This window comes from Sciscionella sediminilitoris, assembly GCF_000737195.2.
GTDB lineage: Bacteria > Actinomycetota > Actinomycetes > Mycobacteriales > Pseudonocardiaceae > Sciscionella > Sciscionella sediminilitoris.
This window is the reverse complement of the sequence record NZ_JALM01000037.1, coordinates 23,431-50,118: the sequence shown is the minus strand read 5'-3', so window position 1 is coordinate 50,118 and position 26,688 is coordinate 23,431. Positions and strand designations below refer to the sequence as shown.

At 68.3% G+C, this 26,688-nt stretch carries 28 protein-coding genes; 14 read left to right on the top strand and 14 right to left on the bottom strand.

What is annotated here, in order from left to right:
- The 3 genes from AD72_RS18105 to AD72_RS18095 all read left to right on the top strand — a co-directional run.
- A partial coding sequence (locus tag AD72_RS18105) for a bile acid:sodium symporter (protein WP_037346302.1) occupies nt 1-475 on the top strand: 475 nt, incomplete at its 5' end.
- A 286-nt stretch (nt 476-761) separates the two neighbouring features.
- Nucleotides 762-1,346, top strand: coding sequence for a hypothetical protein (locus tag AD72_RS18100; RefSeq protein ID WP_020495202.1), 585 nt, complete (start codon nt 762-764; stop codon nt 1,344-1,346).
- Between the two features lie 56 nt (nt 1,347-1,402).
- Nucleotides 1,403-2,056: an RES family NAD+ phosphorylase gene (locus AD72_RS18095; protein WP_031467710.1), complete on the top strand. Its 654-nt coding sequence runs from the start codon at nt 1,403-1,405 to the stop codon at nt 2,054-2,056.
- Here the strand turns inward: AD72_RS18095 and AD72_RS18090 are convergent.
- Nucleotides 2,038-3,027 (bottom strand): TerC family protein, encoded by a 990-nt coding sequence (locus tag AD72_RS18090; protein WP_031467709.1) that lies wholly within the window; start codon nt 3,025-3,027, stop codon nt 2,038-2,040. The two genes, AD72_RS18095 and AD72_RS18090, sit on opposite strands and share 19 nt — an antisense overlap.
- A gap of 305 nt (nt 3,028-3,332) precedes the next feature.
- Here AD72_RS18090 and AD72_RS18085 point away from each other — a divergent pair, with 305 nt between their 5' ends.
- Nucleotides 3,333-4,754, top strand: coding sequence for a S28 family serine protease (locus AD72_RS18085; RefSeq protein ID WP_031467708.1), 1,422 nt, complete (start codon nt 3,333-3,335; stop codon nt 4,752-4,754).
- A 55-nt stretch (nt 4,755-4,809) separates the two neighbouring features.
- Here AD72_RS18085 and uvrB read toward each other — a convergent pair whose 3' ends face one another.
- On the bottom strand, nt 4,810-6,969 hold the full coding sequence (uvrB, locus tag AD72_RS18080; protein ID WP_031467707.1) for an excinuclease ABC subunit UvrB: 2,160 nt from the start codon (nt 6,967-6,969) through the stop codon (nt 4,810-4,812).
- Nucleotides 6,970-7,080: 111 nt separating this feature from the next.
- Between uvrB and AD72_RS18075 the strand changes: the two genes are divergently transcribed.
- Together AD72_RS18075 and AD72_RS18070 are read left to right on the top strand one after the other, a co-directional pair.
- A complete protein-coding gene (locus AD72_RS18075) occupies nt 7,081-7,560 on the top strand; it encodes a ribonuclease FAU-1 family protein (RefSeq protein WP_051898744.1) in 480 nt (159 codons plus the stop codon).
- Nucleotides 7,561-7,570: 10 nt separating this feature from the next.
- The gene (locus AD72_RS18070; RefSeq protein ID WP_051898742.1) at nt 7,571-8,602 is read left to right on the top strand and encodes a CE1 family esterase; all 1,032 of its coding nucleotides are present in this window, start codon (nt 7,571-7,573) and stop codon (nt 8,600-8,602) included.
- 90 nt (nt 8,603-8,692) lie between these two features.
- On the opposite strand, the gene coaE is transcribed toward AD72_RS18070, so the two are convergent.
- On the bottom strand, nt 8,693-9,892 hold the full coding sequence (gene coaE / locus AD72_RS18065; RefSeq protein WP_031467704.1) for a dephospho-CoA kinase: 1,200 nt from the start codon (nt 9,890-9,892) through the stop codon (nt 8,693-8,695).
- 171 nt (nt 9,893-10,063) lie between these two features.
- Between coaE and AD72_RS18060 the strand changes: the two genes are divergently transcribed.
- The gene (locus tag AD72_RS18060; RefSeq protein WP_020495210.1) at nt 10,064-10,291 is read left to right on the top strand and encodes a hypothetical protein; all 228 of its coding nucleotides are present in this window, start codon (nt 10,064-10,066) and stop codon (nt 10,289-10,291) included.
- A 14-nt stretch (nt 10,292-10,305) separates the two neighbouring features.
- Here AD72_RS18060 and AD72_RS18055 read toward each other — a convergent pair whose 3' ends face one another.
- Both AD72_RS18055 and AD72_RS18050 read right to left on the bottom strand, forming a co-directional pair.
- Entirely contained in the window at nt 10,306-11,331 is a 1,026-nt protein-coding gene (locus tag AD72_RS18055) for a 6-phosphofructokinase (protein WP_031467703.1), read from the bottom strand.
- 88 nt (nt 11,332-11,419) lie between these two features.
- Entirely contained in the window at nt 11,420-11,923 is a 504-nt protein-coding gene (locus tag AD72_RS18050) for a polyadenylate-specific 3'-exoribonuclease AS (protein WP_031467702.1), read from the bottom strand.
- 115 nt (nt 11,924-12,038) lie between these two features.
- On the opposite strand from AD72_RS18050, the gene AD72_RS18045 reads away from it, so the two are divergent.
- On the top strand, nt 12,039-14,321 hold the full coding sequence (locus AD72_RS18045) for a molybdopterin cofactor-binding domain-containing protein (RefSeq protein WP_031467701.1): 2,283 nt from the start codon (nt 12,039-12,041) through the stop codon (nt 14,319-14,321).
- Between the two features lie 9 nt (nt 14,322-14,330).
- Complete coding sequence (locus tag AD72_RS18040; protein ID WP_031467700.1) at nt 14,331-14,807, top strand: (2Fe-2S)-binding protein; 477 nt, start codon at nt 14,331-14,333, stop codon at nt 14,805-14,807.
- 2 nt (nt 14,808-14,809) lie between these two features.
- On the opposite strand, the gene AD72_RS18035 is transcribed toward AD72_RS18040, so the two are convergent.
- On the bottom strand, nt 14,810-15,199 hold the full coding sequence (locus AD72_RS18035) for a type II toxin-antitoxin system death-on-curing family toxin (RefSeq protein ID WP_343123729.1): 390 nt from the start codon (nt 15,197-15,199) through the stop codon (nt 14,810-14,812).
- 234 nt (nt 15,200-15,433) lie between these two features.
- Entirely contained in the window at nt 15,434-16,192 is a 759-nt protein-coding gene (locus AD72_RS18030; RefSeq protein ID WP_031467699.1) for a lysophospholipid acyltransferase family protein, read from the bottom strand.
- A gap of 181 nt (nt 16,193-16,373) precedes the next feature.
- Here AD72_RS18030 and AD72_RS18025 point away from each other — a divergent pair, with 181 nt between their 5' ends.
- Nucleotides 16,374-17,153, top strand: a complete 780-nt coding sequence (locus AD72_RS18025) for an alpha/beta hydrolase (RefSeq protein WP_031467698.1) — start codon at nt 16,374-16,376, stop codon at nt 17,151-17,153.
- Nucleotides 17,150-17,656 carry a hypothetical protein gene (locus tag AD72_RS18020; protein ID WP_031467697.1) on the top strand — a complete coding sequence of 169 codons (507 nt, stop codon included), beginning with the start codon at nt 17,150-17,152 and terminating at the stop codon, nt 17,654-17,656. Before AD72_RS18025 ends, AD72_RS18020 begins: the two co-directional genes overlap by 4 nt.
- Nucleotides 17,657-17,693: 37 nt before the next feature.
- Here the strand turns inward: AD72_RS18020 and AD72_RS18015 are convergent, their stop codons facing one another.
- The 6 genes from AD72_RS18015 to AD72_RS17990 are packed head-to-tail and all read right to left on the bottom strand — an operon-like array spanning nt 17,694 to nt 22,137.
- On the bottom strand, nt 17,694-18,653 hold the full coding sequence (locus tag AD72_RS18015) for an ROK family protein (protein ID WP_031467696.1): 960 nt from the start codon (nt 18,651-18,653) through the stop codon (nt 17,694-17,696).
- A complete protein-coding gene (locus tag AD72_RS18010) occupies nt 18,653-19,258 on the bottom strand; it encodes a hypothetical protein (RefSeq protein ID WP_051898740.1) in 606 nt (201 codons plus the stop codon). Before AD72_RS18010 ends, AD72_RS18015 begins: the two co-directional genes overlap by 1 nt.
- Nucleotides 19,255-20,436, bottom strand: coding sequence for an ArsA family ATPase (locus tag AD72_RS18005; protein ID WP_031467694.1), 1,182 nt, complete (start codon nt 20,434-20,436; stop codon nt 19,255-19,257). The genes AD72_RS18010 and AD72_RS18005 overlap by 4 nt, the downstream gene beginning before the upstream one ends.
- 32 nt (nt 20,437-20,468) lie before the next feature.
- Nucleotides 20,469-20,915 (bottom strand): SRPBCC family protein, encoded by a 447-nt coding sequence (locus AD72_RS18000; RefSeq protein ID WP_020495226.1) that lies wholly within the window; start codon nt 20,913-20,915, stop codon nt 20,469-20,471.
- A 27-nt stretch (nt 20,916-20,942) separates the two neighbouring features.
- A complete protein-coding gene (locus AD72_RS17995; protein ID WP_031467693.1) occupies nt 20,943-21,731 on the bottom strand; it encodes a metallophosphoesterase family protein in 789 nt (262 codons plus the stop codon).
- Nucleotides 21,732-21,753: 22 nt separating this feature from the next.
- Nucleotides 21,754-22,137, bottom strand: coding sequence for a hypothetical protein (locus tag AD72_RS17990; protein WP_031467692.1), 384 nt, complete (start codon nt 22,135-22,137; stop codon nt 21,754-21,756).
- A gap of 116 nt (nt 22,138-22,253) precedes the next feature.
- Between AD72_RS17990 and AD72_RS17985 the strand changes: the two genes are divergently transcribed.
- A complete protein-coding gene (locus tag AD72_RS17985) occupies nt 22,254-24,047 on the top strand; it encodes an AMP-dependent synthetase/ligase (protein ID WP_031467691.1) in 1,794 nt (597 codons plus the stop codon).
- Here AD72_RS17985 and AD72_RS17980 read toward each other — a convergent pair.
- Nucleotides 24,044-24,775: a TetR/AcrR family transcriptional regulator gene (locus AD72_RS17980; protein WP_031467690.1), complete on the bottom strand. Its 732-nt coding sequence runs from the start codon at nt 24,773-24,775 to the stop codon at nt 24,044-24,046. The genes AD72_RS17985 and AD72_RS17980 overlap by 4 nt on opposite strands.
- Before the next feature lie 96 nt (nt 24,776-24,871).
- Here AD72_RS17980 and AD72_RS17975 point away from each other — a divergent pair, with 96 nt between their 5' ends.
- Complete coding sequence (locus AD72_RS17975) at nt 24,872-25,852, top strand: daunorubicin resistance protein DrrA family ABC transporter ATP-binding protein (protein ID WP_031467689.1); 981 nt, start codon at nt 24,872-24,874, stop codon at nt 25,850-25,852.
- Nucleotides 25,849-26,673 carry an ABC transporter permease gene (locus AD72_RS17970; RefSeq protein ID WP_031467688.1) on the top strand — a complete coding sequence of 275 codons (825 nt, stop codon included), beginning with the start codon at nt 25,849-25,851 and terminating at the stop codon, nt 26,671-26,673. Before AD72_RS17975 ends, AD72_RS17970 begins: the two co-directional genes overlap by 4 nt.
- The last annotated feature ends 15 nt before the right edge of the window (nt 26,674-26,688 follow it).

Below are 26,688 nucleotides of genomic sequence, written 5' to 3'. Positions count from 1 at the left end.
CCCCCCCCCCCCCCGCCGCTGGATCGGCGGCTGGATCACCGCGCACGCGGCGCCGCTCAAACTCGTGGACCGCGGTTCGATCCTGCTCGTCGTGTACACCGCCTTCAGCGAGGGGGTGACCCAGGGAGTCTGGAGCAAGCTCTCGATCGACAGGTTGTTCATCCTCATCGGGGTCTGTGTGGTCCTGCTGGCGATCATGCTCGGACTCACCTCACTCGCCGGGCGGCTTTTGAAATTCAATCGCGGTGATCAAATAACCGCATTGTTCTGCGGTTCGAAAAAAAGTCTCGCCAGCGGTCTCCCGATGGCCACCGTACTATTCGGCGGGCACCAGGTCGGTCTCATCGTGCTCCCATTGATGTTGTTCCATCAGATTCAACTCATGACCTGCGCCTGGCTCGCCGGCCGGTTCGGCAAGCGAGCCGAGGACCAAAGTCCCGACATCGCACGGCTTGCGGCCACCCGGCCCGGTTAGCCGACCGCGTCACATTCGGTGCGAAAAGGGGGAGAAAAACGGCGCTGCTTCCCGTACGTCACGCGCAAGCCTGCAATAATTGAAATACCGTGGGTAGCATTTCCACTCACCCATGAGGTGTCTGCTGAACCGCTCCGGAAACAGACAGCGCTTTCTTCACAGAAGTTCCCGAGTTACAGTACTCGGGCCCCCACCGAGGGTGTTGGACCGCGTGCGTTCGGTACTACTTCCTATGAATCGTCGCACAAGTTCGCACGAACCCGCACAATCGCGTTAGGCTGTGCATATGACAATCGCGTTGGAGACGGTGCTCGCGAAGGCCGGACTGAGGGTCGAGGCCGCGCGGTTCGAGACGCTACTCGTGGACGCGGCGAAGAAGCTGATCCCGCCGCACCCGGATCCGACGCTGTACTTCACCCCGGAGCAGCGTGCCGCCCTCACCGAGGCCGGTCTCGACCTCTCCCCCTCGGCCGATCAGGACGTGGACCCGCGGGCCCGTTCGGTGGCCGCGCACACGGTGCTGCGCGACGGCGCGCTGAGCGTGACCGACGCGGCGGCACGGATCGGCGTGGACGGCAGCCGCATCCGGCATCGCCTGATGGACGGCATGCTCGCCGGCTGGAAGGACGGTGGCGTGTGGCGGCTGCCCGCGTGGCAGTTCACCGAACGCGGCGTGCTCCCCGGACTCGAGGTCGTCCTGCCCGCCATCCCGCTGGACCAGCCGCCGCTCGCGGTCGCGACCTTCATGTCCACGAGCCAGCCCGACCTGTTGATCGAGAACGAGCAGAGTACTCCCCGCGCCTGGTTACTCGCCGGGGGTGACCCGAACCGGGTCGCGGCCCTCGCCACTACGCTCGGCACCGCGATTTGATCACGGAAGCGTCAGCAAGGACCGAGTAACGCTCGACCCGAGGATTCCCAGAAGCGATGGCAAGGCTCCCCCTGCCACCCGATCACGCGACCCTGCGCCAGTTGCTGCGCGGCGAGGACGTGATCGTGGTGTCCGACACGACCCGGATCTCCCGGATCTTCACCGCGCGCAGCACACACTCCCAGTTCTGGAACGCGTTCCGCACCTTCGGACCGCTGCCGCACGCCCGGTTCGATCCGCACGAGCCCGGCCCGGACGGCAGCCCGAGCACGAATCCGAACGTCGGCGTGCTCTACTTCGGTCTCAGCGTGCGCACCAGTGTGGCCGAGGTCTTCCAGACCACCTCGACGGTCGACCGGGTGACCAAGGGACCGCACCTGGTGGTGCTCCGCCCGCAGCGCCCGCTGCGCCTGCTCGACCTGACCGGGCTCTGGCCGACCCGTGCGGGCGCGTCCCAGGGCATCTCGACCGGGCCGAAGTCCACCACCCACCTCTGGGCACGAGCCATCCGCTCGGCCTACCCCGATCTCGACGGGCTCTGGTATCGGTCCTCGATGGACTCCGGGGAGCCCGCGCTGTGCCTGTGGGCGCCCCAGGCCGCGGATGCGCTGCCCGGGCAGCCGGACTTCCTCGCCCCGCTCAATCACCCAGGGCTCGATGTCCCGCTCGGCCGGATCTGCGAGCAGCTCGGCTACGTGCTGCTCACCTGATCGTCCTCGCTGCCGTCCCGCTCCGCGGCCACCTCGTCGGCGCGCGCCTTGCGCAACGAGAGCACTGTCGTGACGGCGAGCACGCCGACGATGACGCCAAGCGAGACCCAGTTGTTGATGTCCAGCCAGTCCGGGGCCGCGTGGTACTCGTGCAGCGCGTGCACGACGAGCTTGAGCCCGATGAAGCCGAGGATCACCGCGAGCCCGTAGGACAGGTAGACCAGCCGGTCCACCAGCCTGCCGAGCAGGAAGTACAGCTGGCGAAGCCCCATCAGCGCGAAGGCGTTCGCCGCGAACACCAGATAGGCCTCCTGGGTGATGCCGAAGATCGCGGGAATGGAATCCACCGCGAACAGCACATCCGCCGAGCCGATCGCGATGATCACCACGAACATCGGCGTGATGTAGCGCTTGCCGCGCACCCGGACGAACGAGTGGTGCCCGTGGAAGTCCTCGGTGACCGGGAACAGCTTGCGCACGAACCGGACCGCGAAGTTCTCCGGGTTGGCGTCCTCGTCCTTCTTGCGCACCATGCCGATCGCGGTCCAGATCAGGAACGCGCCGAACACGAAGAACACCCAGACGAAGTTGTTGATCAGCTGTGCGCCGACCGCGATGAACAGGCCGCGCAGCACCAGCGCGATGATGATCCCGATCAGCAGCACCCGGTGCTGGTGTATCGAGGGCACCGCGAAACTGGTCATGATCACCATGAAGATGAACAGATTGTCCACCGAGAGCGAGTACTCGGTGATGTACCCGGTGAAGAATTCGATCGCCGGATCCGAACCGGAGAAATACAGTACGCCGAGCCCGAAAAGGATCGCGCAGCCGACGTAGAACAGTACCCAGCGGGTGGCCTCACGGGCCGTCACCTTGTGCGGATTGTGGTCGACGATGAAGAAATCGACCGCAAACAGCGCGATCAAGCCACCGATGGTGGCCAGCCAAACCCAAACGGGTACGTCCACGTCAGACCTCCGGCTACGGTCGTGCACCGATAACCGGAGGTCTCCTCCGCCGCGGAATTCCGCGACCGGCGTTACCGGGGGCCCAACCTCGGGCCCCGTGCTGACGACAACACCGCTCTGGGAGTACTCCCCTCCATTGCGACCAATTGTGAACTATCCCGACACGGGCCGCCACCGAGGGGTGGGCAAACCGGGCATAGGGCGACCGAAATCACCTGCCGCTGCCCGTTGAAAGTGAATCTTGTGCGAACCTCTCCGCTGCTGTGATACTTCCTCGCAATCCGTCGCCGTATCCGGGAGTGTCGATGCGCGTGCTCGCCAGAGTGGCTCTCACCCTCGCCGCCTTGTTGTTGCTCGGCTCGCTCTCACTCCCGGCGACCGCACGCGCCGGCGGCACCGACATCCGCGAACAGCTCGAGCACATCCCGGGGCTCACCGTGGTCGACGAGGCCAAGGCGCCCCAGGGCTACCGGTTCTTCCACCTGACGTTCACCCAACCGGCCGATCACCGCGATCCTTCCGCGGGCACCTTTCAGCAACGGCTCACGTTGCTGCACCGGGACACCTCGCGGCCCATGGTCATGTACACCAGCGGCTACGCGGTCTCCGGCAAACCGGCGCGCGCCGAACCGACCGCGCTGGTCGACGGAAACCAGCTGAGCATGGAGTACCGGTATTTCACGCCGTCCATTCCCGCGAAACCGGACTGGCCGAAACAGCTCACGATCTGGCAGGCCGCCGCCGATCAGCACGAGATCATCAAGGCGTTCAAAAAGGTCTACGCGAAGAACTGGATCACCACCGGCGGTTCGAAGGGCGGTATGACCGCGACCTTCCACCGGCGGTTCTTCCCGGACGATGTCTCCGGAACGGTGCCCTATGTCGCGCCGAACGACGTGATCGACTCGATCGATTCCTACAAACCGTTCCTCGCGAAGGTCGGCGGCCGGGAGTACGCGCAGTGCCGTGCGGATCTGCAGCGGTTCCAACGGGAATCCCTGCAGCGCCGGGACGAACTCGAAGGGATCATGCGCCAGGAGGCCGAGAAGAAACACGACACCTTCGGCAATATCGGCTCGCTCGACAAAGCGTTCGAGACCCAGGTGATCGACACCTACTTCGGTTTCTGGCAGTACCAGGACCCGAAGAAGGAATGCGGGACGATTCCCCCGAAGGGCGCGCCCGCCAAGGACATGTACGGCTTCTACGAGAAGGTCGGTTCGCTGCTCTCCTATTCGGATCAGGAATTGCAGCAGTTCGTCCCGTACTACTACCAAGCCGCGTATCAGCTCGGTTCTCCCGAGGCCTACGACGATTATCTGCGCGATCTGCTGCGCTACCCCGGGCTCGACCAGCCCAAGAACTTCCTGCCGAAGCAGACCCGCCCGAAGCGGTTCGATCACTCCGCCATGCCCGATATCGACTTCTGGGTGCGCACCCAGTCCCAGCGAATGCTGTATGTCTACGGTTCGTACGACCCGTGGAGCGCGGAACCATTCGACTGCGGCCTCGGCGGAGCGGCCCGCGACTGCCATCGTTACTACGTGCCCGGCGGGAACCACGGATCCAGCATCTCGCAGCTGCCCGCCGCGCAGCGCACGAAGGCCGAGTCGCTGGTGCGCGCCTGGGCCGGGGTGGACACCACGGCCCGGTCCGCCGGGCAGGCACCGCGCATCGATCCCGCCTTCGAGGTCGACGAGCTCCGGGCGAAGCACCCCGGGCTCTGAGCCGTCCGAGGCCGATCAACCGGGGACCGATCAACCGGGGGTACTGAGCCGGGCGCTATTCCACGCCCGCCGCGTCCATACCGCGCAGCTCCTTCTTCAGGTCGCCGATCTCGTCGCGCAGCCGGGCGGCGAGCTCGAACTGTAGATCGCGCGCCGCGTTCATCATCTGCTCGTTGAGCTGGGAGATGAGGTCGGCGAGCTCGGCGCGCGGCATGTGCTTGACGTCCTCGGCCACGTACACCCCGGAGCTACGGCCACCGGGTTCGCCCGCGGCGCGCTTGCCACGGGAGGCATTGCGCCCGGAACCGCCGACGGCGACCTCCTCGGCCTCCTCCTCGTTCTCGGTGTAGACGCGGTCGAGAATGTCGTTGATCTTCTTGCGCAGCGGCTGCGGATCGAGACCCTTTTCCTCGTTGTAGGCCATCTGCTTCTCACGGCGCCGGTTCGTCTCGTCGATGGCGTACTGCATCGACTCGGTGATCGTGTCGGCGTACATGTGCACCTGGCCGGAGACGTTCCGCGCGGCGCGGCCGATGGTCTGGATCAGCGAACGCGGGGATCGCAGGAACCCTTCCTTGTCCGCGTCCAGGATCGCCACGAGCGAGACCTCGGGCAGGTCGAGCCCCTCGCGCAGCAGGTTGATGCCGATGAGCACGTCGAACTCGCCGAGCCGCAACTGGCGCAGCAGCTCGACCCGGCGCAGGGTGTCCACCTCGGAGTGCAGGTAGCGCACCCGGATGCCGAGCTCGAGCAGGTAGTCGGTGAGGTCCTCGGCCATTTTCTTGGTGAGCGTGGTGACCAGGATCCGCTCGTCCTTGTCGGCTCGGTCGCGGATCTCGGCGACCAGATCGTCGATCTGCCCCTCGGTGGGCTTCACGACGACCTCGGGATCGAGCAGCCCGGTCGGCCGGATCACCTGCTCCACGAACTCCCCGCCGGCCTCACCGAGCTCGTAGTCGCCCGGGGTGGCCGAGAGGTACACCGTCTGGCCGATCCGGTCCGCGAACTCTTCCCAGGTCAGCGGCCGGTTGTCCACCGCGGACGGGAGCCGGAACCCGTGCTCGACCAGGTTGCGCTTCCGGGACATGTCTCCCTCGTACATCCCGCCGACCTGGGGCACCGTCACGTGCGACTCGTCGATGACCAGCAGGAAGTCCTCGGGGAAGTAGTCCAGCAGCGTCGCCGGGGCGGAACCGGCCTCGCGACCGTCGATGTGCCGCGAGTAGTTCTCGATGCCGGAACAGAACCCGACCTGGCGCATCATCTCGATGTCGTAGCTGGTGCGCATCCGCAGCCGCTGCGCCTCGAGCAGCTTGCCCTGCTTCTCCAGTTCGGCGAGCCGCTGCTCCAGTTCGGCCTCGATACCGGCGATCGCCTTCTCCATGCGCTCCGGCCCGGCCACGTAGTGGGTGGCCGGGAAGATCCGCAGCTCCTCCACCTCGTTGACCACATCCCCGGTGAGCGGGTGCAGGTAGTAGAGCCGGTCGATCTCGTCGCCGAACAGCTCGACCCGGATCGCGAGCTCCTCGTAGGCCGGGATGATCTCCACGGTGTCCCCGCGCACCCGGAAGGTCCCGCGGGCGAAGGCCATGTCGTTGCGGGTGTACTGCACATCCACCAGGGCACGCAGGAAGTGGTCGCGGTCGATCTCCCCGCCGACCCGCAGCGGGATCGAGCGATCGAGATAGGACTGCGGGGTGCCGAGGCCGTAGATGCAGGACACGCTCGCCACCACGATCACGTCCCGGCGGGAGAGCAGGCTCATCGTGGCCGAATGGCGCAGCCGCTCCACGTCGTCGTTGATCGAGGAGTCCTTCTCGATGTAGGTATCGGTCTGCGCGATGTAGGCCTCGGGCTGGTAGTAGTCGTAGTACGAGACGAAGTACTCGACCGCGTTGTCCGGGAAGAACCCGCGCAACTCGTTGGCCAGCTGCGCGGCGAGGGTCTTGTTCGGCGCGAGCACCAGGGTCGGCCGCTGCACCCGCTCCACCAGCCAGGCCGTGGTCGCCGACTTCCCGGTCCCGGTCGCGCCGAGCAGCACGATGTCCCGCTCGGCCGCCTCGAGCCGCCGGGTGAGCTCCTCGATCGCCTGCGGCTGGTCACCCGCCGGTTCGTAGTCGCTGACCACCCTGAACGTCCCGGGGGTACGTTCCACCTCCTCGACGGGGCGGAACTCGGAGACGGCGAGGACCGGATGTTCTGTCGCGAATGCCACGTCGTCCATGCTACGAGCACCCACCGACAGTTTTCGACGGCTCACTGCCGTGCTCGCTACCCTCACGCCGTGATCCATGCTCCGAAGGTGGAGTCCTTCGACACCGAGGCCATGACCAACACCGATCCGAAAGGGCACATCCGGGATGTGGACCGCTACGAGGAGACCCGGTCCGGGCTGTACCTCGCCCGCCCGACACCGGGGCGGCCGCAGTTTCACTACATCGAGTCCTGGCTGCTGCCCGAGCTGAATCTGCGCATCACCGATTTCCACTTCAACCCGGGACACGAGTTCCAGGACTTCTACCTCGATGTGGTGGACATCGAACGCTCCGGGCCGGTGTGGCGCTCGACCGATCTTTACCTGGACCTCACTCTCTATCACCACGACCGGGTCGAAGTACTGGATGTGGACGAGCTGCTCGAGGCCGTTCCTGCCGGCCATCTCAGTGCCGAAAAAGCAGAATCCGTGCTGCGCACAGGATTTTCCGCGGTCCAGGGAATCGCCGCGAACGGCTACGATCTCGAGACCTGGCTCGCCGCGCTGAACATCACGCTGAGTTGGCGACGGTGGCCGCAGCAGGGTCGCTAGACTGAAAAATATGACTTCGTCCGGGGGTGAGCGCCGTCCTGCGTACGGCACCAAGGTGCGCGGCATCGCGCTCGGTGCCGCGCTCGCGCTCGGCGTCGGCGGGCTCACCGTGCTCGGCACCCAGGCCGCGCCGATCACCGAGGCGTCCTACTTCCAGGCGGCTCCCGCCAAACCCGCCGCCGCCCCGCTGACCCCGTGCACCCTGCGCAGGTCGGGCATGGCGACCGTGGACGTCGGCGGGCGCCCGGCCACGATGTACGTTCCGGCCAAGGCGGTCGGCCGTGGCCGGGTGCCGACCATGGTGCTGCTGCACGGCACCGGAGGCAGCGGCAAGCAGCAGATCGAGGCGAGCAAACTGACCTCGACCGCGGACCGGTTCGGGTTCAGCATCATCGCACCGGACGGCGCCATCAAGTTCCGCAAGGGGCACGCGTGGAACGTGCCGGGAGTGCCGCTGGTCGGCGGGCACTGGCCGGCACGCAGCGCGCAGAACGACATCGGCTACGTCTCCCGGGTCATCGACACCATGATCGGCAGCGGCTGCGCCGATCCGAAGCGCGTCTATCTCGGCGGTTTCTCCGGCGGTGCACGGATGGCCTCGGCCTATGCCTGCGCGCAGGCGGACAAGATCGCCGCGATCGCACCGGTCAGCGGACTGCGCGCCGGACTTCCCGGGGCACACGGGCTGCCCCGCCCGGCCAGCTGCCAGCCCCGCGAACCGGTGAGTGTGTTCGCCGTGGACGGCACCGGTGACCACACCAATCCGTACCACGGTGGCGGGCAGAAATACTGGGGCTACGGGGTGCTCACCGCGTTCAACGAATGGGCGCGCCTGGACCGCTGCGGCACCCGGTTGCCGCCGATCCCGCTCACTCCGAAGGCGAGCCTGCTCACCGCGGAGAACTGCGCCCGCCAGACGCGGGTGCAACTGCTGCGTATCGACGGCGGCAAGCACCAGTGGCCGCTGCGGACCGCCAAGGTCGACCCGGAGCTGAACGTGAACGACCTGATGTGGCTCTCGCTGAGCCAGGTGCACCGCTAGCTCTGGTCTCTCCGGCGGCGTAGCCGCTCCCGCCGGCCCACTTCCTCCGGCCCCGCCATCGGACCCGCTGTGCGGGCCAATCAAACGGCCCTAAATCTCCGGGGGTACCCAGCCGGTGCGGCGCGCCCAGGCCCGCGCCCGCTCATACGCCTGATCGAACCAGGGTTCCTTGGCCTGCGCGTACTCTCCCGTGCTCACGTACCGGCCGGCGAGTTCGCGTTTCAGGGCGAGGTAGGCCGCCTTCTCCTCCTGCTCGGCGCGCAGCCAGTCCCGGAACAGCAGCGCGAACTCGGCGGCCGGGCCATCGGCGACCCGCACGTGCAGGTGGGTGAACCGGCCGGGGTCCGCGCTGCCGTGGAAGCGTTTGAGCACCTTCCCGCCGGCCGGGTTCGCGTCGTCCCACCCTGGTTTCGTGTTGTCCCACCACTGCCCCTCGTGCGCGGGCAGGCCGATTCCGGCCAGCGCGCCCGCCAGCCGGTCGGCGGTGTCCAGATCGGGCACGAGCAGCTGCATGTCGATGACATCCTTGGCGCCGAGACCGGGCACCGCGGTCGAACCGATGTGCTGAACCGGGTACTCCCCGACCGCCGAGGTGATCCGCGCCCGCAGCCGCTCGGCGATCTCCGGCCAGCGCTGGTCGTAGTCCACGATGCGCGCCGTCTCGGGTTCGATGCACCGGCCGAGCCGCTGGTTCGCCTCGAAGGGCACCAGCCGGTCGGCCCACAGCTCGTCGACCGCGCGCAACGTCTCGTCCGCGCCGCCCGCATTGTCCAGCCAGACATCGGCGACCGCGCGCCGCTGTGCCTCGCTCGCCTGCGCCCCGATCCGCTCCCTTGCCTGCTGTTCGGTCATGTCCCGGCTCGCCAACAGCCGCTCGATGCGCAGCGGCACCGGCGCGTCCACCACGATGACCAGGTGATAAGCGGGAGCGAGGCCGTTCTCCACGAGCAGCGGGACATCGTGCACCACGATCGCGTCCCCGGCGGCGCCCTCGATCAGCTCCGCCGTGCGCGCACCCACCCGCGGGTGCACGATCCCGTTCAGCCTGGCCCGCGCGGCGTCATCGGAGAAAACGGTCGCCGCGAGCCTCGAGCGGTCCAGGTCCCCCTGTTCGGTGAGCATGCCGGTGCCGAACTCGGCCACCACCTCGTCGAGGCCCTCGGTCCCCCTGGCCACGACCTCCCGCGCGATCGCGTCGGCATCGATCAGCACCGCGCCGTGTTCGGCCAGCCGCGCCGAAACCGTCGATTTGCCCGCGCCGATTCCCCCGGTCAACCCAACCCGCAACATGGGCCCAGTCTTTCACCCCACCCACCGCGTGGATTCGCCCGGATACCGCCCAGTACCGCATGAGCCAGGCGCGCGCAATACCAATTTCGGGGACACGCCGCGAAGGTCCACGGTATCGGCACCCCGGTTCCGTAGGGTTCGCACGAACTGCGTAACCGACGGGAGAGGCTGATGAAGGGCAACGGCCACAACGGCGGGCGGCACCGGCTCGGCGAACCGGGTCTGGTGCACTGCGTGCGGCACCACGAGGTCGCCGAGGCACTCGCCGAATTCCGCCGGAGCTGGTTCACCGCGATCCTGGTCCCCGCCAAGCACAGCCTCGCCGGGCTGCGCAAGCGTGCCGCCCGCGCGGCGATCGAGAACGCCTGGGCTCCCACGCGCGCGCAGGCGGCCGGGTAGCTCAATTCCGTAACTCAGCCGAAGAAGACTTCTGCTTCCTGATAGCGCTCCAGTGGCACCGTCTTGAGCGAGGCGGTGGCCTCGGCGAGCCGCACCCGGGTGATCTCGGTGCCGCGTAGCGCGACCATCACTCCGAAGTCCCCTTCGGCGACGGCGTCCACCGCGTGCAACCCGAACCGGGTGGCGAGCACCCGGTCGTAGGCGGTCGGTGTGCCACCGCGCTGCACGTGTCCGAGCACCACCGCGCGGGATTCCTTCCCGGTGCGCTCGGCGAGTTCCTCGGCGAGCCAGTTGCCGACCCCACCGAGGCGCACGTGCCCGAAGGCGTCGCGTTCCCCGGTCTGCAGCACCTCCGCACCGCCGTCGGGCACCGCTCCCTCGGCGACCACGATGATCGGGGCGAACTGGCGCTCGAACCGGCGCTGCACCCACTCGGTCACCTGCTCGATGGAGAACGGCCGCTCCGGGACGAGGATGACGTTCGCCCCGCCGGCCAGCCCGGAGTGCAGCGCGATCCATCCGGCGTGCCTGCCCATCACCTCGACCACGAGTGCCCGGTGATGTGATTCGGCGGTGGTGCGCAGCCGGTCGATGGCCTCGGTGGCGATGTGCACCGCGGTGTCGAAGCCGAAGGTGTAGTCGGTGGCCGCGAGGTCGTTGTCGATGGTCTTGGGCACTCCGACCACCGGGATCCCGTCATCGGTGAGCCGCTTGGCCACCCCGAGCGTGTCCTCCCCGCCGACCGCGATCAGCGCGTCCACCCCGTGTTCGGCGACGACCGCGCGGATCCGGTCCACACCGCCCTCGACCGAGTAGGGATTGGTGCGGCTCGAACCGAGGATCGTGCCGCCCCTGGCCAGGATGTCCTCGACCTCGTCCAGACCGAGCGGTTTGATCAGGCCGTCCATCGGGCCCTGCCAGCCGGCCCGGAATCCGAGGATGTCCCAGCCGTGTCCCTCGATCCCTTTCCGGACGACCGCCCTGATCACCGCGTTCAGGCCGGGGCAGTCGCCGCCACCGGTGAGCACACCGATCCGCATATTCGCTCCTCGCACTTCGCCGCTATGACACCGCTCACTGTATCGGTTCGGCACGGTGCGTCGAGGAGGGTGAGCGCACCGCGGTGAATCAGCGGACCGGGTAACCGAGTTCGGCGCGGCGCTGCTCGATCACCTTCCACCGGGCGAGGTTGTGCCGCGCGTCGGCGAGCGCGTCGTGCGCGTCCGCGGGCGGGTACGGCAGTTTCGGGCGCCCCACGTCCTCCCAGCGCTGCCGCAGTTCCCGGGTGAACCGGGGAATCTCGCGCGGGAGGGCGGGCATCGCGCCCCACAGCTGGGCGATCGCGACGTGGTCGTAGGCGGCGATCCAGGCCCACAGTTCGACCGGTTCCCCCGGCTCGGTCAGATAGGCGTGGAAGTCAGCACGGATCCGTTCGCGGGAACGCCACGCCTTGTCCCCCGGCGACGGCAGCTTGTCGAGGACATTGGCCCGCACCCAGGATCCCGCGCGGTCCGGATCGAACTCGGTGGAAACCGCGTAGAACTCTCTCCCGTTCTCGTCGACGGCTCCGACCGAGACGAGTTCGATGGTCTCCCCGTCCTCGATGAACTCGCAGTCGTAGAAATATCGCACCCCAGAGAGAGTACGTATCGCGGTGCCCGGGGATTCTGCTGCGTTCCACTTGCCGACACATGTCCGGTATGCGAGGCTCCAGCTCTCGCCAACGAAGTCGAGAGGATGACCGGAAATGGCTGGTCACAGTCGACGCCGCTTTCTCGGATACCTGCTCGCCGCACCCACCCTCGCGGTCGCCGTGCCGATCGGAGAGGAATTCGCCCTGCCCGGTGAAGCCTCGGCGGCGCTGCCCTCGAATCCGGAGATCGCCGACCTGCTCGATCTCTCCGATCTGCTCAATCTGGCCGCGGCACCGACCTCCGGGCTGGTCGCGGTCGGGGTGCAGGCCGACGGCACCGTCTCCTTCGCACTGCCGCGCGCCGAGGTCGGGCAGGGCATCACCACCGCGGTCGCCATGCTGATCGCCGAGGAACTCGACGTCGGCATGGACAAGGTCCGGGTCACCCTCGCCGACGCGCGCCCCGAACTACTGTTCAACCAGCTCACCGGCGGCTCCAACAGCATGCACTCGATCTACCGTCCGGTGCGCACCGCCGCGGCGATCGCCCGGCTCGCGCTGCTCGACGCGGCGGCCGGGCAGTGGGGAACCGACGCCTCCCGGCTCGCCATCAGCGACGGGGTCGTCTCCGGTCCCGGTGGCCGGAGCGCACCACTGGGCTCGTTCGCGAAGGCGGCGGCGGGCAATCGCACCAAGCAGCTGAGCGCGGAACCGAAGAAGCGGCCGAGCCTGATCGGCACCCCGCAGAACCGGATCGACGCGCATGACGCGGTCACCGGGCGCAAACAGTTCACCATGGACCTGCGGGTGCCCGGCGCGCTGCCCACCATGGTCTGTCGTGGACCGCACATCAACGCGACCGTGGGCTCGGTGCGCAATCTGGCCGAGGTCCGGGCGATGCCCGGGGTCACCGATATCGCGGTGATCTCCACCGGGGTCGCGGTGCGGGCGAACACCACGACACACTGCATCGACGCGGTGCGCGCGCTGCGGGTGGACTGGCGGGGCGGGACGGTCGACGGGGAAACCGATGCGAGTGTGCGGGCGAAACTGCGTGCGATCGCTCCGCCCATGCCACCACCGATGCCGGGTGCCGAGACCATCGACCTCGAGGTGGATTTCGCCTTCGCCAGCAACAGCGCACTCGAGACGAACTGCGCGATCGCCGATGTGCGCCCCGATCGCGCCGAGATCTGGGCCGCGCTCAAGGCGCCGATTCCCGCGCACAACGAGATCGCGGCCAAGGCCGGTCTGCTGCCGACCGCGGTGAAGGTGCACGTGGTCCAGGGCGGCGGTTCCTTCGGCCGCAAACTGTTCCACGACGCCGCGCTCGAGGCGACCGAGGCCTCCAAGGCGATGGGCAAACCGGTCAAACTGATGTGGCACCGCACCGATGATTTCCGGCACGGCAGGGTGCACCCGATGTCCACCTCGAAGATCCGGTTGAATCATTCCGGCGGAAACGTGCTCGGTTACGAGCAGCGGCACATGACGACGCAATTGGATCTCGGCCACGGATTCGGCGATGCGATCACCTCGATGCTCGACAAACTCCCGGTCGCCGATCTGACGTTCAATCAGGTTTTCTTCCTCACCACGCAGGCGATGCCGTACAACTTCGGGATCACGAACCAGACCCTGCACGAGGTGCCGCTGAAATTCCACACGAGCAGCATGCGCAACGTGTATTCGCCGAATGTCACCGGCGCGCGCGAGATCGCGGTGGAAACGCTCGCGAAAAAACTCGGCAAGGATTCACTGGCACTGCGCCGCTCGTTCGCCAAGGAGGAGCGTGTCCGAGCGATTCTGGACAAGGTTGCCGAACTCGGTGAATGGGGAAAGGAAATGCCCTCCGGAACGGCGCAGGGAATCGGCATCCACGTCGAGTACAAGAGCTGTTGCGCGGTGCTCGTGGAAATCGACTGCCGCCCGGAGACGGTGCACCGGCCGGTCGAGGAGGAAGGGGTGACCGGGCCACGCGTCACCCGGGCCACGGTGGCCGTCGACGTGGGTATTCCGGTGAATCCGCGCGGACTCGAGGCACAGATGCTCGGCTGCGTGAACGACGGAATCGGCCTGGTGCTCACCGAGAGCCTGCACATGGACCAGGGCCTGCCCCTGGAAGGCAGCTGGGACAACTTCTTCTACACCAGGCAGTGGAACACCCCGCTGGATGTGCGGGTGTTCGTCATGCCGAAGACGACCGAGGAACCCGGCGGGGCGGGCGAACTCGGGGTCGCCGCCACCGTCGGCGCGGTCGCCTGCGCCTACGGCCGGGCCACCGGGACGATGCCCACCTCGTTCCCGATCAACCACGGCACGCTGAGCTTCGAACCGCTCCCCCGTGTCCCGCCGATTCCGCAGTCCCCCACCGACGGCCTCGAACACACCTTCTAAGGAGTCACGGTGCCCGAACACAGTTTCATCCTCAACGGAAACCGGGTCAGCGTGGACACCGAGGACAACGTCCGCGTGCTCTGGGTGCTGCGCGATCTGCTCGGGGTCACCGGGCCGAAGTACGGCTGCGGGATCAACGTCTGCAAGGCGTGCACCTGCCACATCAACGGCAAGGCGTTCAATCCCTGCTCGGTGCCCATCTCCGCGATCAAGCCCGGCGACGAGATCACCACCATCGAGGGCCTCGCCGATCAGCGGACCGGGGAACTGCACCCCATGCAGGAGGCCTGGCTCGAACACGACGTCGCCCAGTGCGGCTACTGCCAGCCGGGCCAGATCATGGCCGCGGTCGCCCTGGTGCGCAAGGCACGCGCCGCCGGTACCGAACTCGACGACGCCGAGCTGGACAAGCTGCGCAACATCTGCCGCTGCGGCACCTACACCCGCATCCGCGAGGCGATCCGTACCGGCGCGAAGAACATGTGACATCAGCCTTCGAAAAACTGGCGCAGCCGCTCCGCGATCTCGGGCACGTCGATTTCACCGCGTGCCGCTTCGAGAACCATCGTCTCTGCGGCGTCGACGTCCAGCGAGTCCCGCAACGGCACCTCGTTGACTTCGAGGGAAACGGCGGCACCGGCCCATGCGGCACGCCTGTTCCCATCGATCAACGCGCGATTGCGCACCAGGGAAGGCAACAGTACGGCCGCCTTCGTGAACAGATCCGGGTAGGCGTCCTGGCCGAACACGGTGGTCTGCGGCCGGGCGACCGCGGCAGCGAGCAAGCCGAAGTCGCCGACCTCTGGTGATGCCCCATCGCGCGCCCGGTCGCGGTGAGAACGTCCTCGACATCGAGAAAATACGGCCCGGGCGCTCAGACGAGCCGTTCATCGAGCTCGGCGTGATCCCCGCGACTCGCGCAGCCGCCTCGGCGACCCGATACTTACGCGAGGACACGGCAGAGACGACCGCGTCGTGTGCCACGGTCTTCAACGACTTGCCTTCGCGTTCGGCAGCCGCCCGCAGGTCGGCCATCTCCTCCTCGGTGAACTGCACGTTCAAGGCTGCCGTGAAGACAGCACGGCCAAAGCCGTACCTGCTTTGGTACCGGCTTAACCCGCCTTGGTTCCCGGTACCCGGTCGCCACCTCGGTCCTCGCGCTGCGCGGGCAGCGCGACCGCGCCCGCCTGCTTCGCGGCGAGGTCGTCCTTGACCTTCTGCGCGTACACGTCGACGTAGGTCTGCCCGGACAGTTCCATCAGCTCGTACATCACCTCGTCGGTGATGGAGCGCTCCACGAACCGGTCCCCGTCGAGCCCGGCGTAGCGGGAGAACTCGAGCGGCTTGCCGATCTTGATGTGGACCTTGGCCGGTTTCGGCAGCCGGGAACCGATGGGGTTGGCCTTGTCGGTGCCGAACATGGCGACCGGGATGATCGGGGCCTCGGCCTGCAGCGCGATCCGCGCCATCCCGGTCTTGCCCTTGTAGAGCTTGCCGTCCGGGGAACGGGTGCCCTCGGGGTAGATACCGACCAGGTTGCCGTCGCGCAGCAGCCGCACGCAGGTATCCAGCGCGGCCTGGGCGGCGTTCGCGCTGGTGCGGTCGATCGGCACCTGACCGGCCGCGGTGAAGAACGTCTTCTTGAACCGGCCCTTGAGCCCCGGCTCGGTGAAGTACTCGCGCTTGGCGGGGAAGGTGATCCTTCTCGGGACCATCAGCGGGAACAGGAACGAGTCGAGCACCGCGAGGTGGTTCGAGGCCATCAGGGCCCCACCCTCGCGGGGGATGTTCTCCAGCCCCTCGATCTCCGGCCGGAAGAACAGCCGGAGCACCGGACCGAGCAACAGGTACTTCAGGACGTAATAGAACACCGCGTCTCCCGGCCTCCCGCACACTCCACCGACACCACTTCGGAAACACCAGCGTACGGAGCATGTGCCGGTGCGCACAATGAGGTGGGACACCTGTACCTGCACATACTGTGCGGTATGTCCGCTTCGGCGGCGAACTACTATGGAAAGCACATCCCTGTCGGACCCGAAGGAGGAGGCCATGCCCGTACTTCCCGGTGCGGAACCGTTCACCCACGACGGCTCGACCCGGACGGGAATCCTGCTCTGTCACGGGTTCACCGGCTCACCGCAGACCATGCGCCCCTGGGGTGAGCACCTGGCCGCGCAGGGCTACACGGTGCGCTGTCCCCGGTTGCCCGGGCACGGCACGACCGCCCGTGAATGCAATCGCACCCGCTGGCCGGACTGGTACGGCTGCGTGGAGGCCGCACTCGACGAACTGCTCGAACGCTGCGAGCGGGTGTTCGTCTTCGGCCTGTCCATGGGCGGAACGCTCACCCTGCGGCTCGCCGAGCAGCGCGGTGCGGACATCAGCGGGATCGTGCTCGTCAACCCCTCGGTGACCACGGAGAACAAGCTCGCCGCGCTGCTTCCGGTGCTGTCCAGGGTGGTCCCGAGCAAACCCGGGATCGGCGGAGACATCGCCAAGCCCGGCGTGCCCGAGCTGAGCTACCGCACCACCCCGCTGCGCGCGCTGAACAGCCTGCGCGAGCTGTGGCAGCTGGTGCGCGCGGACCTCGGGCGGATCGGCATGCCGGTACTGCTGTTCCGTTCGAGCGTCGATCACGTTGTGGAGCCGATCAATGCGAACATCGTGGCAAACGGTGTCCGCAGCGAGGATTTCACCACGGTGGTCTTGCCGGACAGCTTCCACGTAGCCACCCTTGACTATGACGCGTCGACCATCTTCCGGCTCGGGAGCGAATTCGTGGCGCGGCTGACCGAGGAAACACCACAGCTCGCTGGAGAGCCAACATGACAAGACGCTCGGACGGTCCGGAAGACGTGGACGCGGCGTTCGCCGAGATCGTCGCCGATCTCGAGCGCGAGGGCGTCGGCGAGAACCTCACCGCCGAACCGTCCGAGCCCGCAGGATCGGAGACCAGCGGCCCCGAGGCCGCCGAGGAACAGCGACCGCGCCCCGAACCCGAGCCACGCCCCCGCGCCAGCGAATGGCGCACCGCGGAGCGGGACTGGGACCCGGACGCGGACCTCGACATCGATGCGGACGACGAGCACTACGAACCACCCGAGCCGCCACCGGTCCCCCGCCCGCACGCCGCCACGATCGTCGCCCTCGTCCTGATCGCGATCGCGATCCTGTTGTTCGCCGCCCCGAACCTGCTCGGCATCTCCTCCTCGGCGGCCATCCCGCTCGGCGCGGTCGCCGCGGTCGGCGCTGCGGGGCTGCTGTTGTTCCGGCTGCGCAGCGGGCCGCCACCGGGGAGCCCGGGCTCGGACGACGACGGCGCGCAGGTTTAGCTGCCGCGGAAGGAGCCGCGGCCCGATCGACTCCCCGTCACCGCGCGGCGCGCGTTCCCAGTGACTCCGCGGCGAGTACGGCGGCGCCGACCATTCCCCCGTCGTCACCGAGCTGAGCGGTGCGGATCCGGGCGAGCGGGCGGTAACCGCTGCCGGTCTGGGCGCGCGCGTAGTGTTCCCGGGCCTCGTCGAGGAACAACGGAGCGGATTCGGAGACTCCACCGCCGATGACCACGAGTTCGGGATCGTAGATGTCCGCGACGAGCGCGATCCCCTCACCGAGCCAGCGGGCCAGTTCGGCGAGTGCCCGCTGGGCGATCGGGTCACCGTCCCGCGCGGCGGCGGCGACCTGCCGTCCGGTGAGGGTGCGCGCGTCGTCGGAAGCGTGCCTGCGCAGTTCGGTCGAAGTGCCCGGATGTTCGGCGAGCAGCTCGACCGCGGTCGCCGAGAGCGCGGTACCGCTGCAGTAGCGCTCGAAGCAGCCGGATTTACCGCACGGACAGGGCCGCCCGTCCGGAACGAGGCGCAGGTGGCCGAGTTCGGGGGCGACCCCGTGCGCGCCGCGGTACAGTTCCCCGTCGATCACCAGCGCCGCCCCGATTCCGGTGCCGAGCGCGATGTGCACGGCGACCTGGCTGCCGCTGGCCGCGCCGAACCGGTGCTCGGCGACCGCGGCGGAGTTCGTGTCGTGTTCCACGAGCACCGGGAGCCCGAGCCGGCCGCCGAGGCGTTCGGCGATATCGGTGTCCCGCCAGGCCAGGTGCGGGGCGAACATCACCCTGCTGCGATCGGCGCTGATGAACCCGGCGATCGCGAGGCCGACCCCGCCGACCCGGTGCCGCCTGGTCAGCTCGTGCACCACCGAGACGATCGCGTCCTCCAGCGAACGCTGTCCGCTCGGGGTCGCGGTGCGCGCGGTGTCCAGGATCGAGCCGTGCTCGTCGACCACCGCGGCACGCACACTGGTACCGCCGATGTCCACCCCGATGGCACGCATCAGTTCCGCTCACCGCCTCGCTTACGGTGCACGGCGATCCGCTGGACCCGGCCGTCCTGCTCGGGTCCGTTCTCCGGTTCGGTCCGTTCGGGTTCGAGTTCGGATTCGCTCCGTCCGGGTCCCGGTTCGGCCAGGTCGGCGTCCTCCGCGGGCCAGTCGCGCTGCCCGGTGGCCGGTGCCCTGCGCACCTCGATGTGCTGCACCCGCACCCGTACCGGCGGCTGCGGCATCGTGGTGGCGAGGTCGTCGACGACGTCTTCCTCGCGCAGGTGCCCGGATGTGGTCCAGCTGCCGGTCCCCGGGCGGTTCCCGGGACCGGGTTCGCCGAGCACCGCGCGCAGCAGGTCCACCAGCGCGACCCCGTGCCCAGCCGCGCGCGCCGCCAGTTCCGGGCGCTGCCCGCGCACCACGGCGAGCGCGGCGCACAGCGGGCACCAGCTGCAGGTGGCCGGGAGTTCCCCGGTAGGTTCGGATGCCTTGCGCAGCAAGGGTTCCGCGCGATCGGCGAAGGCGGTCAGCAGTCCGCGCAGCTCGGCGACCAGGCGCGGGTCCGCCCCGTGCGAGTGCAGATGTTCCTCGGTGTCCACGTTCCCGGGCCCGTTCACAGCGCACGCATCCGGACGACGATGCCTTCGGTGTCCACCTCGGCGGTACGCACCTCGGTGCGCCGCAGCACCGAGGGCAGGCTGATCAGCCGCCGCCTGCCGTCCACGGTGACCGCGAGATCGTCCCCGATGCGCGCGAGCTCGAGCCGGGCGTCCTCGGCGAGCGGGATCGCGATGTGCAAGCGGTACTCCGTGCCGCCGCCGTGCACCGAGAGCAGCGGCGGATCCAGTTCCTCGTGTTCGGCGAGCGGATCGGCGCGCCCGTAGAGATCGGTGGCCAGCGCGGCGAGCGCGTCCGCGCCGACGGGTTCGTTCGCCCGGTGCTCCGCGGTGCGCACCTCGAGCTCGGTGTGCGTGCGCACCTCCCGCAGCACGGCGTCCTGCTCCGCGCGCCGGGTGCGCATCCAGTTCGCCGCCGGGCCGAAACCGAGCCCCGCCTTGGGCACCAGCCGGTTCGCGATCACCCCGTCGACCCGGATCCCCTGCAGGGCGAGCGCCGTCAGGGTGCGCCTGGTCTCGGCGATGACCACCCGTTCCGGGGTCAGCACCAGCCGAACCGAGGTCCGCGCGCGGTCGGTGAGCAGTCCGCGCAGCGCGGCGAGCTGGCCCCCGAGGGTGCCCAGCGCCTGCCTGGTCGCCGCCCACTGGTCCCCGCCGAGCAGTCCGGCGCGCAGCAGCCCTGCGCCCTTGCCGGAGGGGAAGAACTTGCCCAGATAGCCGGAGAACGCTTCCGGAAGGGCGAGCAGCCGCAGGGTCTCCGCGGTCGGCCCGCAGTCCACGAGCACCGCCTCCCAGCGCCCGTCCGCCGCACCCTGCTCGACGAGCCGGTGCACCTCGACGAGCGAGAGCAGCTCGTCCACTCCGGGCAGCACGGTCAGTTCCTCGGCGTCCACCTCGTCCACCCCGGCCCCGGCGAGCATTCCGCGCAGGTGGGTGCGCAACTGGGCCCAGGACTGGTCGACGAGTCCGCGCGCGTCGATGTGCCCGGCGTACAGGCCGGACTCCACCTCGAGCGGGTCCGCGCCGAGCTCGGTGCCGAACGCGTCCCCGAGCGAGTGCGCGGGATCGGTGGACACGACGAGTACCCGGCGACCGCTCCTGGCCAGCCGCGCGGCGGTGGCGGCCGCGATCGTCGTCTTGCCGACTCCGCCCTTGCCGGTGAACAGCGTGACGCGCACCGGCTAGCGCTCCCGCGCCGGGTGCCGCTCGGTCATGACTCCTCCTCGACCCTGCGCTTGAGCTCCTTGAGTGCGGTGTCCATGATCACTTTTTCGGCCTTGCGGCGCAGCTGGCCGATCATCGGGATGGCCAGCTGCACGGAGAGACTGTAGGTGACCTCGGTGCCACCACCGGAGGGGACGAGCGTGTAACTGCCGTCCTGGGCCTTCTGCATCGCGCCCTTGACCAGGTGCCAGCGTACCGAGCGGCCGTCCGGCGCCCACTCGTACTCGAGGGTGTAGGTGTCCTTGACCGGGCCCTGCTCGATGGTCATCCGCACCTGGCGTGCGCGCCCGTCCGCCCCGGTCTCCAGCACCTCCGCCGATTTGAAGGCATCGGTCCACTCCGGGTACGCGTCGAAGTCGGCGATCACCGCCATGATGCGTTCCGGGGGCGCGTCGATCACGATGGACTGGGTCGACCGGTCGGGCGTGGACATGGACCGCAGGTTACCGGGCAGGTGTGCTCACAGCTCGAGCACGTACGGCGTTTCGGTGCGCTGGAAATGCCCGACGTTGATGCACTCGGTGCGCCGGTAGCGCAGCCGCGGTGCCAGCGGCTGGTGCACGTGCCCGAACAGCGCGTACCGCGGCGACTCCCGGTCGAGCAGGTCCACCAGCGCCGTGGAGCCGAGTTCGGCGCGCCGGGCGACCACGTCATAGGTCAGCTCCGGCAGCGCGGGCGGGCAGTGGGTGCACAGCACATCCACCCCGTGCAGGGCGGCCACATCGGCGTCGTAGTCCTCCGCGGTGCGGATATAGGGCTTCCACACCCCACCGGAGCGGCGGGCCCTTCCCTTCGGCAGCACCGTTCCGCCGACGAACCCGAAGCGCACACCGCCGATCTCGAGCACCCGCCCGTCGGCCAGGGTTACCCCGTCGTGCAGATGATCGGGCCACAGTTCGGGCGCGTCCACGTTGCCCGGGATCGCGTAGGTGGGCGCCGTCAGCGCGGCGAACAGCTTCGCGTACTGGTCGTGGATGGCCTCGGTGACCACCCGCCCCGGGTCCTCGAGGCTCGCCCACAGCGAACGGGCGTACGCCCCGGCCTCGGTGGGATCGCTGCGGCGGCGCAGTTCGGCGAAGCGGCCGACCGCTTCCGCGCCGAAGATCACACCGAGAATCCCCGCCGAGTGGTCGTGATAGTCGACGAAATCGAGCAGATCGCCGAGCACGAGCAGCACATCGGCCCCTTCCCCGGCCCGGCTCAGCGCATCGACGTTCCCGTGCACATCGGAGACAACGTGTACCCGCACATCCGCGAGGTTACCGAAGGGTTCACTGCGGCGGTGGGCAACCGGGGCGCCGTCCCGCTTCCAGGGTTCGCTTGAGCCGCAGGGACACCGCCTTCGCCGCGACCTGGCGCGCGGTGATCACCCGGCGCACCATCGCCGGGCTCCAGTTCCGGTCCGGCGGCGGGTCCGCGCGCAGGAAGTAGTGCGCCAGGGTGCCGTCCAGCATCGGTTCGAGCCACACCTCCTGGGTGCCGACCAGCGCACCGGTCACCGTCCACCGCAGCCCCTCCTCGCCCCGGTCGGCGTAGACCTCGAGCCGCAGGTCGGGCCAGCATTCCCGCCACACATCCGGGTCGGCGTAGGTGGCCGCGAGCACGGCCGGCGGCACGAGTAGAAAGGTCTCGTCGACGATGTCCACCGTTGGCATGTGCCCAGTATCCCTGTCCCCGGGAAGCGATCTGGGACACCACGGTGGAACACTGGTATTACCGGCCGGTAAGTTGCGCTGGTGCGGACACAGTCACGTCCCGGGAGGTTGCGACGATGCAGGAGTACACGGCGGCGAGCATCGGTGAGGTCGACGAGCGGGAGAACCTCACCGACATGATCTTCGCCAACGCGGAACGATTCGCCAGCACGATCGCCTTCCGCAGGCGGGTCGGCCATTCCTGGGTGGACGTCACGGCCGCGCAGTTCGCCGCCGAGGTGACCGGGGTGGCCAAGGGCCTGATCGCGGCCGGGATCGAGACCGGTGACCGGATCGGGCTGCTCGCCAAGACCCGGTACGAGTGGACCCTGATCGATTTCGCGATCTGGACCGCGGGCGCGGTCACCGTGCCGATCTACGACACTTCCTCGGCCGACCAGATCGAGTGGATCCTCGCCGACTCCGGGGCCCGCGCGGTGTTCGTGGAGACCGATGCGCACCACAGCGTGCTGGACGGGGTGCTCGGCAGGGTCGACGGCGTCGACCGCGTGTGGCAGATCGAGGGGGAACCGGGCGCGGTCGCCGAGCTCACCGGCGCGGGCGCCGAGGTGAGCGGGGACACAGTGCGCGAACGCAGGCGCAGCCTCGGCGCCGACGACCTGGCCACCCTGGTCTACACCTCGGGCACCACGGGGCGGCCCAAGGGCTGCGAGCTCACCCACCGCAATCTGCTCGCCGAAGTGCGGGCGAACGCGAACTCCTTCCCCCGGCTGATGCAGTCGGGCAACTCACAGCTGATCTTCCTGCCGCTGGCCCACGTCCTGGCCCGCGCGATCGCGCTGACCGGCGTCTACACCAGGCTGACCATGGGGCACACCCCGGATGTCAGCAATCTGCTCGACGACCTCCGCGGGTTCCGGCCCACCTTCATCGTCGCCGTGCCCCGGGTGTTCGAGAAGGTGTACAACTCCGCGCGGCAGCGCGCACACGACGGCGGTAAGGGCAAGATCTTCGACGCCGCGGAGGCGGTCGCCGTGGAGTACTCCAAGGCGAAGGAGAGCGGTTCGCCGAGCCTGGCACTGCGGGCCAAGCACGCGGTGTTCGACCGGCTGGTGTACGCCAAGCTGCGGGCCGCGCTCGGTGGCCGGTGCACCGGAACCGTGTCCGGCGGCGCACCGCTCGGCGAACGGCTCGCGCACTTCTTCCGCGGCGTCGGCATCCCGGTCTACGAAGGCTACGGGCTCACCGAGACCTCCGCGGCCGCCGCGGTGAACACCGAGCAGCACAGCAAGATCGGCACCGTGGGGCGCCCGATCGCCGGTACCTCGGTGCGCATCGCCGAGGACGGCGAGGTGCTGGTGAAAAGCGATGTGGTGTTCCGCGGTTACTGGGGCAACGAGGAGGCGAGCGCGACCGCGCTGACCGATCGCTGGTTCCACACCGGGGATCTCGGCAGCATCGACTCCGAGGGCTTCCTGCGCATCACCGGGCGCAAGAAGGAACTCATCGTCACCGCGGGCGGCAAGAACGTCTCCCCCGCCGTGCTCGAGGACGGACTGCGCGCGCACCCGCTCATCTCCCAGTGCATGGTCGTCGGGGACAAGCAGCCGTTCATCGCCGCGCTGATCACGATCGACGAGGAGTTCCTCACCGGCTGGAAATCCAGGCACGGCAAGGATCCCAACGCGAAGGTCGGCGACCTGATCGACGATCCCGAGCTGAACAAGGAGCTGCAGGAGGCCGTGGACCAGGCCAATACGGCGGTCTCGCACGCCGAGTCAATCAAGAAGTTCCGCGTGCTGCCCAACGATTTCACCATCGACTCGGGTGAGCTGACCCCCTCGCTGAAACTGCGCCGCGGGGTGGTCACCGACATCCGGGCAGAGGACATCAAAGCGATCTACTCCTAGAGATCGACGTAGGCACGCACCCGCGCCAGGATGCCCTCGATCACCCAGTCGAGCATCGCGTCGAACTGGGCATCGGCGTCCTGGTGCGGGGTCCGTGCCTCGGCGATGAGCCGGGAAAGGAACGGGTATTCCCCGGACTCGGCCATGCGCACCATGTAGCGCTTCTCGGCCTCGGTGGTGGTCTCCTCGACCGGTCCGGCACTGAACCCCGCCGCGCGTTCGGCGAGCTCGTTCTGCGCGTACCCCTGCGCGAAGGTCATCACCGTGGTGACGATCTGGAAGAGCTCGTCGATCCGCAGTCCCGGCCGGTCCAGCGCGGCCATCATGTGTTCCATGGCCCGCAACATGTTCGGCCCGGGTGGATTGGCGTAGGCCGAGGCGACCGGGAACCACGGATGCTCCAGCACCGCCGTTCTGCTGCCGTGCGCGCACAACCGCAGCACGCCCGCCCAGTCCCGGTAATCGCCCGGCCAGCTCTCCGGATCCCCCAGAATCGAGTCCACCATCAGCGCGAGCAGTTCGTCCTTGCTGCGCACGTAGCGGTACAGCGACATGGTTCCCGCGCCGAGCTCCGCGGCCACCTTGCGCATGGAGAGCCCGTCGAGCCCCACGGCATCGGCGATCCGCACTCCGGCCGCGGCGATATCGGCCCGGTTGTACGCGGGAGCCTTGCCACGCGTGGGTTTCTCCGGCCGCAGCCAGATGACCTCGTCCTCGGACCCCGACACGAAAACCTCCTTGCGTACGTTGTACCCACTAAGCTAGCTTGTTAATAGCGTACGCAGTACTCACCTATGGCGCGCAAGTCCTACCTTGGGGAAGAAATGACCGAACCGATCGTGCGCGTCGAAGGGCTGAACAAGCACTTCGGCAGCACCCACGCCCTTCGAGACCTGCGGTTCGACGTCGCACCCGGCACGGTGTGCGGGCTGCTCGGGCCGAACGGGGCGGGCAAGACGACCGCGGTGCGGGTGCTCGCCACCCTGCTGCGGCCCGATTCCGGCACCGCGCTGATCGCCGGGCACGACGTGGTCCGCGATCCGATGGCGGTACGCAAGCGGATCGGGCTCGCCGGGCAGCACGCCGCACTGGACGAGACCCTCACCGGGCGGGAGAACCTGCGCATCTTCGGCAGGCTGTACCACCTCTCGGCCCGGTCGGCGCGGGCACGGGCGGACGAACTGCTCGAGCGGTTCGATCTGGCCAAGGCGGGCGACCGTCAGGTCAAGGGGTACTCCGGCGGGATGCGCAGGCGCCTCGACCTGATCGCGAGCCTGATCGTGGCCCCGGATGTGCTCTTCCTCGACGAGCCGACGACCGGGCTGGATCCGCGTAGCCGCAACGAGGTCTGGGAAGCCGTGCGCGGACTGGTCACCGACGGCACCACGGTGCTGCTCACCACCCAGTACCTCGACGAGGCCGACCAGCTCGCGAACAACATCGTGGTGATCGACACCGGGACCGCGGTCGCGGACGACACCCCGGGCAACCTCAAGGCCACCATCGGCGCGCATCTGGATGTCACCGTCGAACACGTCGATCAGCTCGCCACCGTGGCGCGGGAACTGCGCACCCTCACCGGTACCGAGCCGGAGGTCGTCGCGGACGAACGCCGGGTCACCGCCGTACTGGACACGAAAACGGTGCCACTGCCCAAGGTCACCCTCGTGCTGCACGAGAGCGGGGTGGCGATCAGCGACCTCGCGCTGCGCCATCCCACGCTCGACGAGGTGTTCCTGCGCCTGACCGGCGAGCAGAAATCCTTGGCACGCAACGAAACCGAGATGACAGAGGACAGGACATGACGAGCATCGCCGTCCCGCGCCGTGAACGCGGTGCGCTCTACGACCTTTTCGCCGACAGCGCGACCATGATCCTGCGGAACCTGTTGCGGTTCAAGCACTCCCCCGGCGAGATCATCGGCACCATCATGTTCCCGCTGTCGATGATCCTGATCTTCGGCTACATATTCGGCAGCGCGATTCCCATTCCGGGCGGCGGGAACTACCGCGAATTCCTGATGCCGGGACTGTTCGCCATGGGGGCCGCGGCCTCGTTCGCCGGAATCATGCAGAAAATGGCGAACGACAATCAGCTCGGCGTCATGGACCGGTTCCGTTCGATGCCCGCCTCGCGTTCCGCGGTCCCGGTCGGCACCAGCGGCGCGGAGCTGATCAACTACACCCTCGGGCTCGTGGTCACCGCGCTGTGCGGCTGGGCGACCGGATGGACGGCACACACCGGATTCTGGAGTGTGGCGGCGGGATTCGGGGTCATCCTGCTCTTCGCGTTCGGGATGATCTGGCTCGGCATCTTTCTCGGCTCGCTGGTCCGCAATGTCACCACCGCGGAACGGCTCGCCCCGCTTTTCATGCCGCTGACGATGATTTCGAACACCTTCGTGCCGACCGGGAACATGCCCGCCTGGTTGCGCGCCATCGCGGACTGGAATCCGGTGAGCGCGCTCGTGGAATCCTGCCGGGTGTTGTTCGGCAATCCCGGGCTGAGTTCGAGCACGGCCTGGTCGATGCAGCATCCGGTGGCCACGATCCTGTTGTGGTCGATCGCGCTCATCGCCGTGTTCGCCCCGCTTTCGGTGCGCCGCTTCCAGAAGATGAACCTCTGAGCACCGCGCCCGGCC

Coding starts and splice junctions, on each gene's coding strand:
- AD72_RS18100 (WP_020495202.1), top strand. CDS start 762: ATGACAATCGCGTTGGAGACGGTGCTCGCGAAGGCCGGACTGAGGGTC.
- AD72_RS18095 (WP_031467710.1), top strand. CDS start 1,403: ATGGCAAGGCTCCCCCTGCCACCCGATCACGCGACCCTGCGCCAGTTG.
- AD72_RS18085 (WP_031467708.1), top strand. CDS start 3,333: ATGCGCGTGCTCGCCAGAGTGGCTCTCACCCTCGCCGCCTTGTTGTTG.
- AD72_RS18075 (WP_051898744.1), top strand. CDS start 7,081: ATGACCAACACCGATCCGAAAGGGCACATCCGGGATGTGGACCGCTAC.
- AD72_RS18070 (WP_051898742.1), top strand. CDS start 7,571: ATGACTTCGTCCGGGGGTGAGCGCCGTCCTGCGTACGGCACCAAGGTG.
- coaE (WP_031467704.1), bottom strand. CDS start 9,892: ATGTTGCGGGTTGGGTTGACCGGGGGAATCGGCGCGGGCAAATCGACG.
- AD72_RS18060 (WP_020495210.1), top strand. CDS start 10,064: ATGAAGGGCAACGGCCACAACGGCGGGCGGCACCGGCTCGGCGAACCG.
- AD72_RS18055 (WP_031467703.1), bottom strand. CDS start 11,331: ATGCGGATCGGTGTGCTCACCGGTGGCGGCGACTGCCCCGGCCTGAAC.
- AD72_RS18045 (WP_031467701.1), top strand. CDS start 12,039: ATGGCTGGTCACAGTCGACGCCGCTTTCTCGGATACCTGCTCGCCGCA.
- AD72_RS18025 (WP_031467698.1), top strand. CDS start 16,374: ATGCCCGTACTTCCCGGTGCGGAACCGTTCACCCACGACGGCTCGACC.
- AD72_RS18020 (WP_031467697.1), top strand. CDS start 17,150: ATGACAAGACGCTCGGACGGTCCGGAAGACGTGGACGCGGCGTTCGCC.
- AD72_RS18015 (WP_031467696.1), bottom strand. CDS start 18,653: ATGCGTGCCATCGGGGTGGACATCGGCGGTACCAGTGTGCGTGCCGCG.
- AD72_RS18000 (WP_020495226.1), bottom strand. CDS start 20,915: ATGTCCACGCCCGACCGGTCGACCCAGTCCATCGTGATCGACGCGCCC.
- AD72_RS17990 (WP_031467692.1), bottom strand. CDS start 22,137: ATGCCAACGGTGGACATCGTCGACGAGACCTTTCTACTCGTGCCGCCG.
- AD72_RS17985 (WP_031467691.1), top strand. CDS start 22,254: ATGCAGGAGTACACGGCGGCGAGCATCGGTGAGGTCGACGAGCGGGAG.
- AD72_RS17975 (WP_031467689.1), top strand. CDS start 24,872: ATGACCGAACCGATCGTGCGCGTCGAAGGGCTGAACAAGCACTTCGGC.
- AD72_RS17970 (WP_031467688.1), top strand. CDS start 25,849: ATGACGAGCATCGCCGTCCCGCGCCGTGAACGCGGTGCGCTCTACGAC.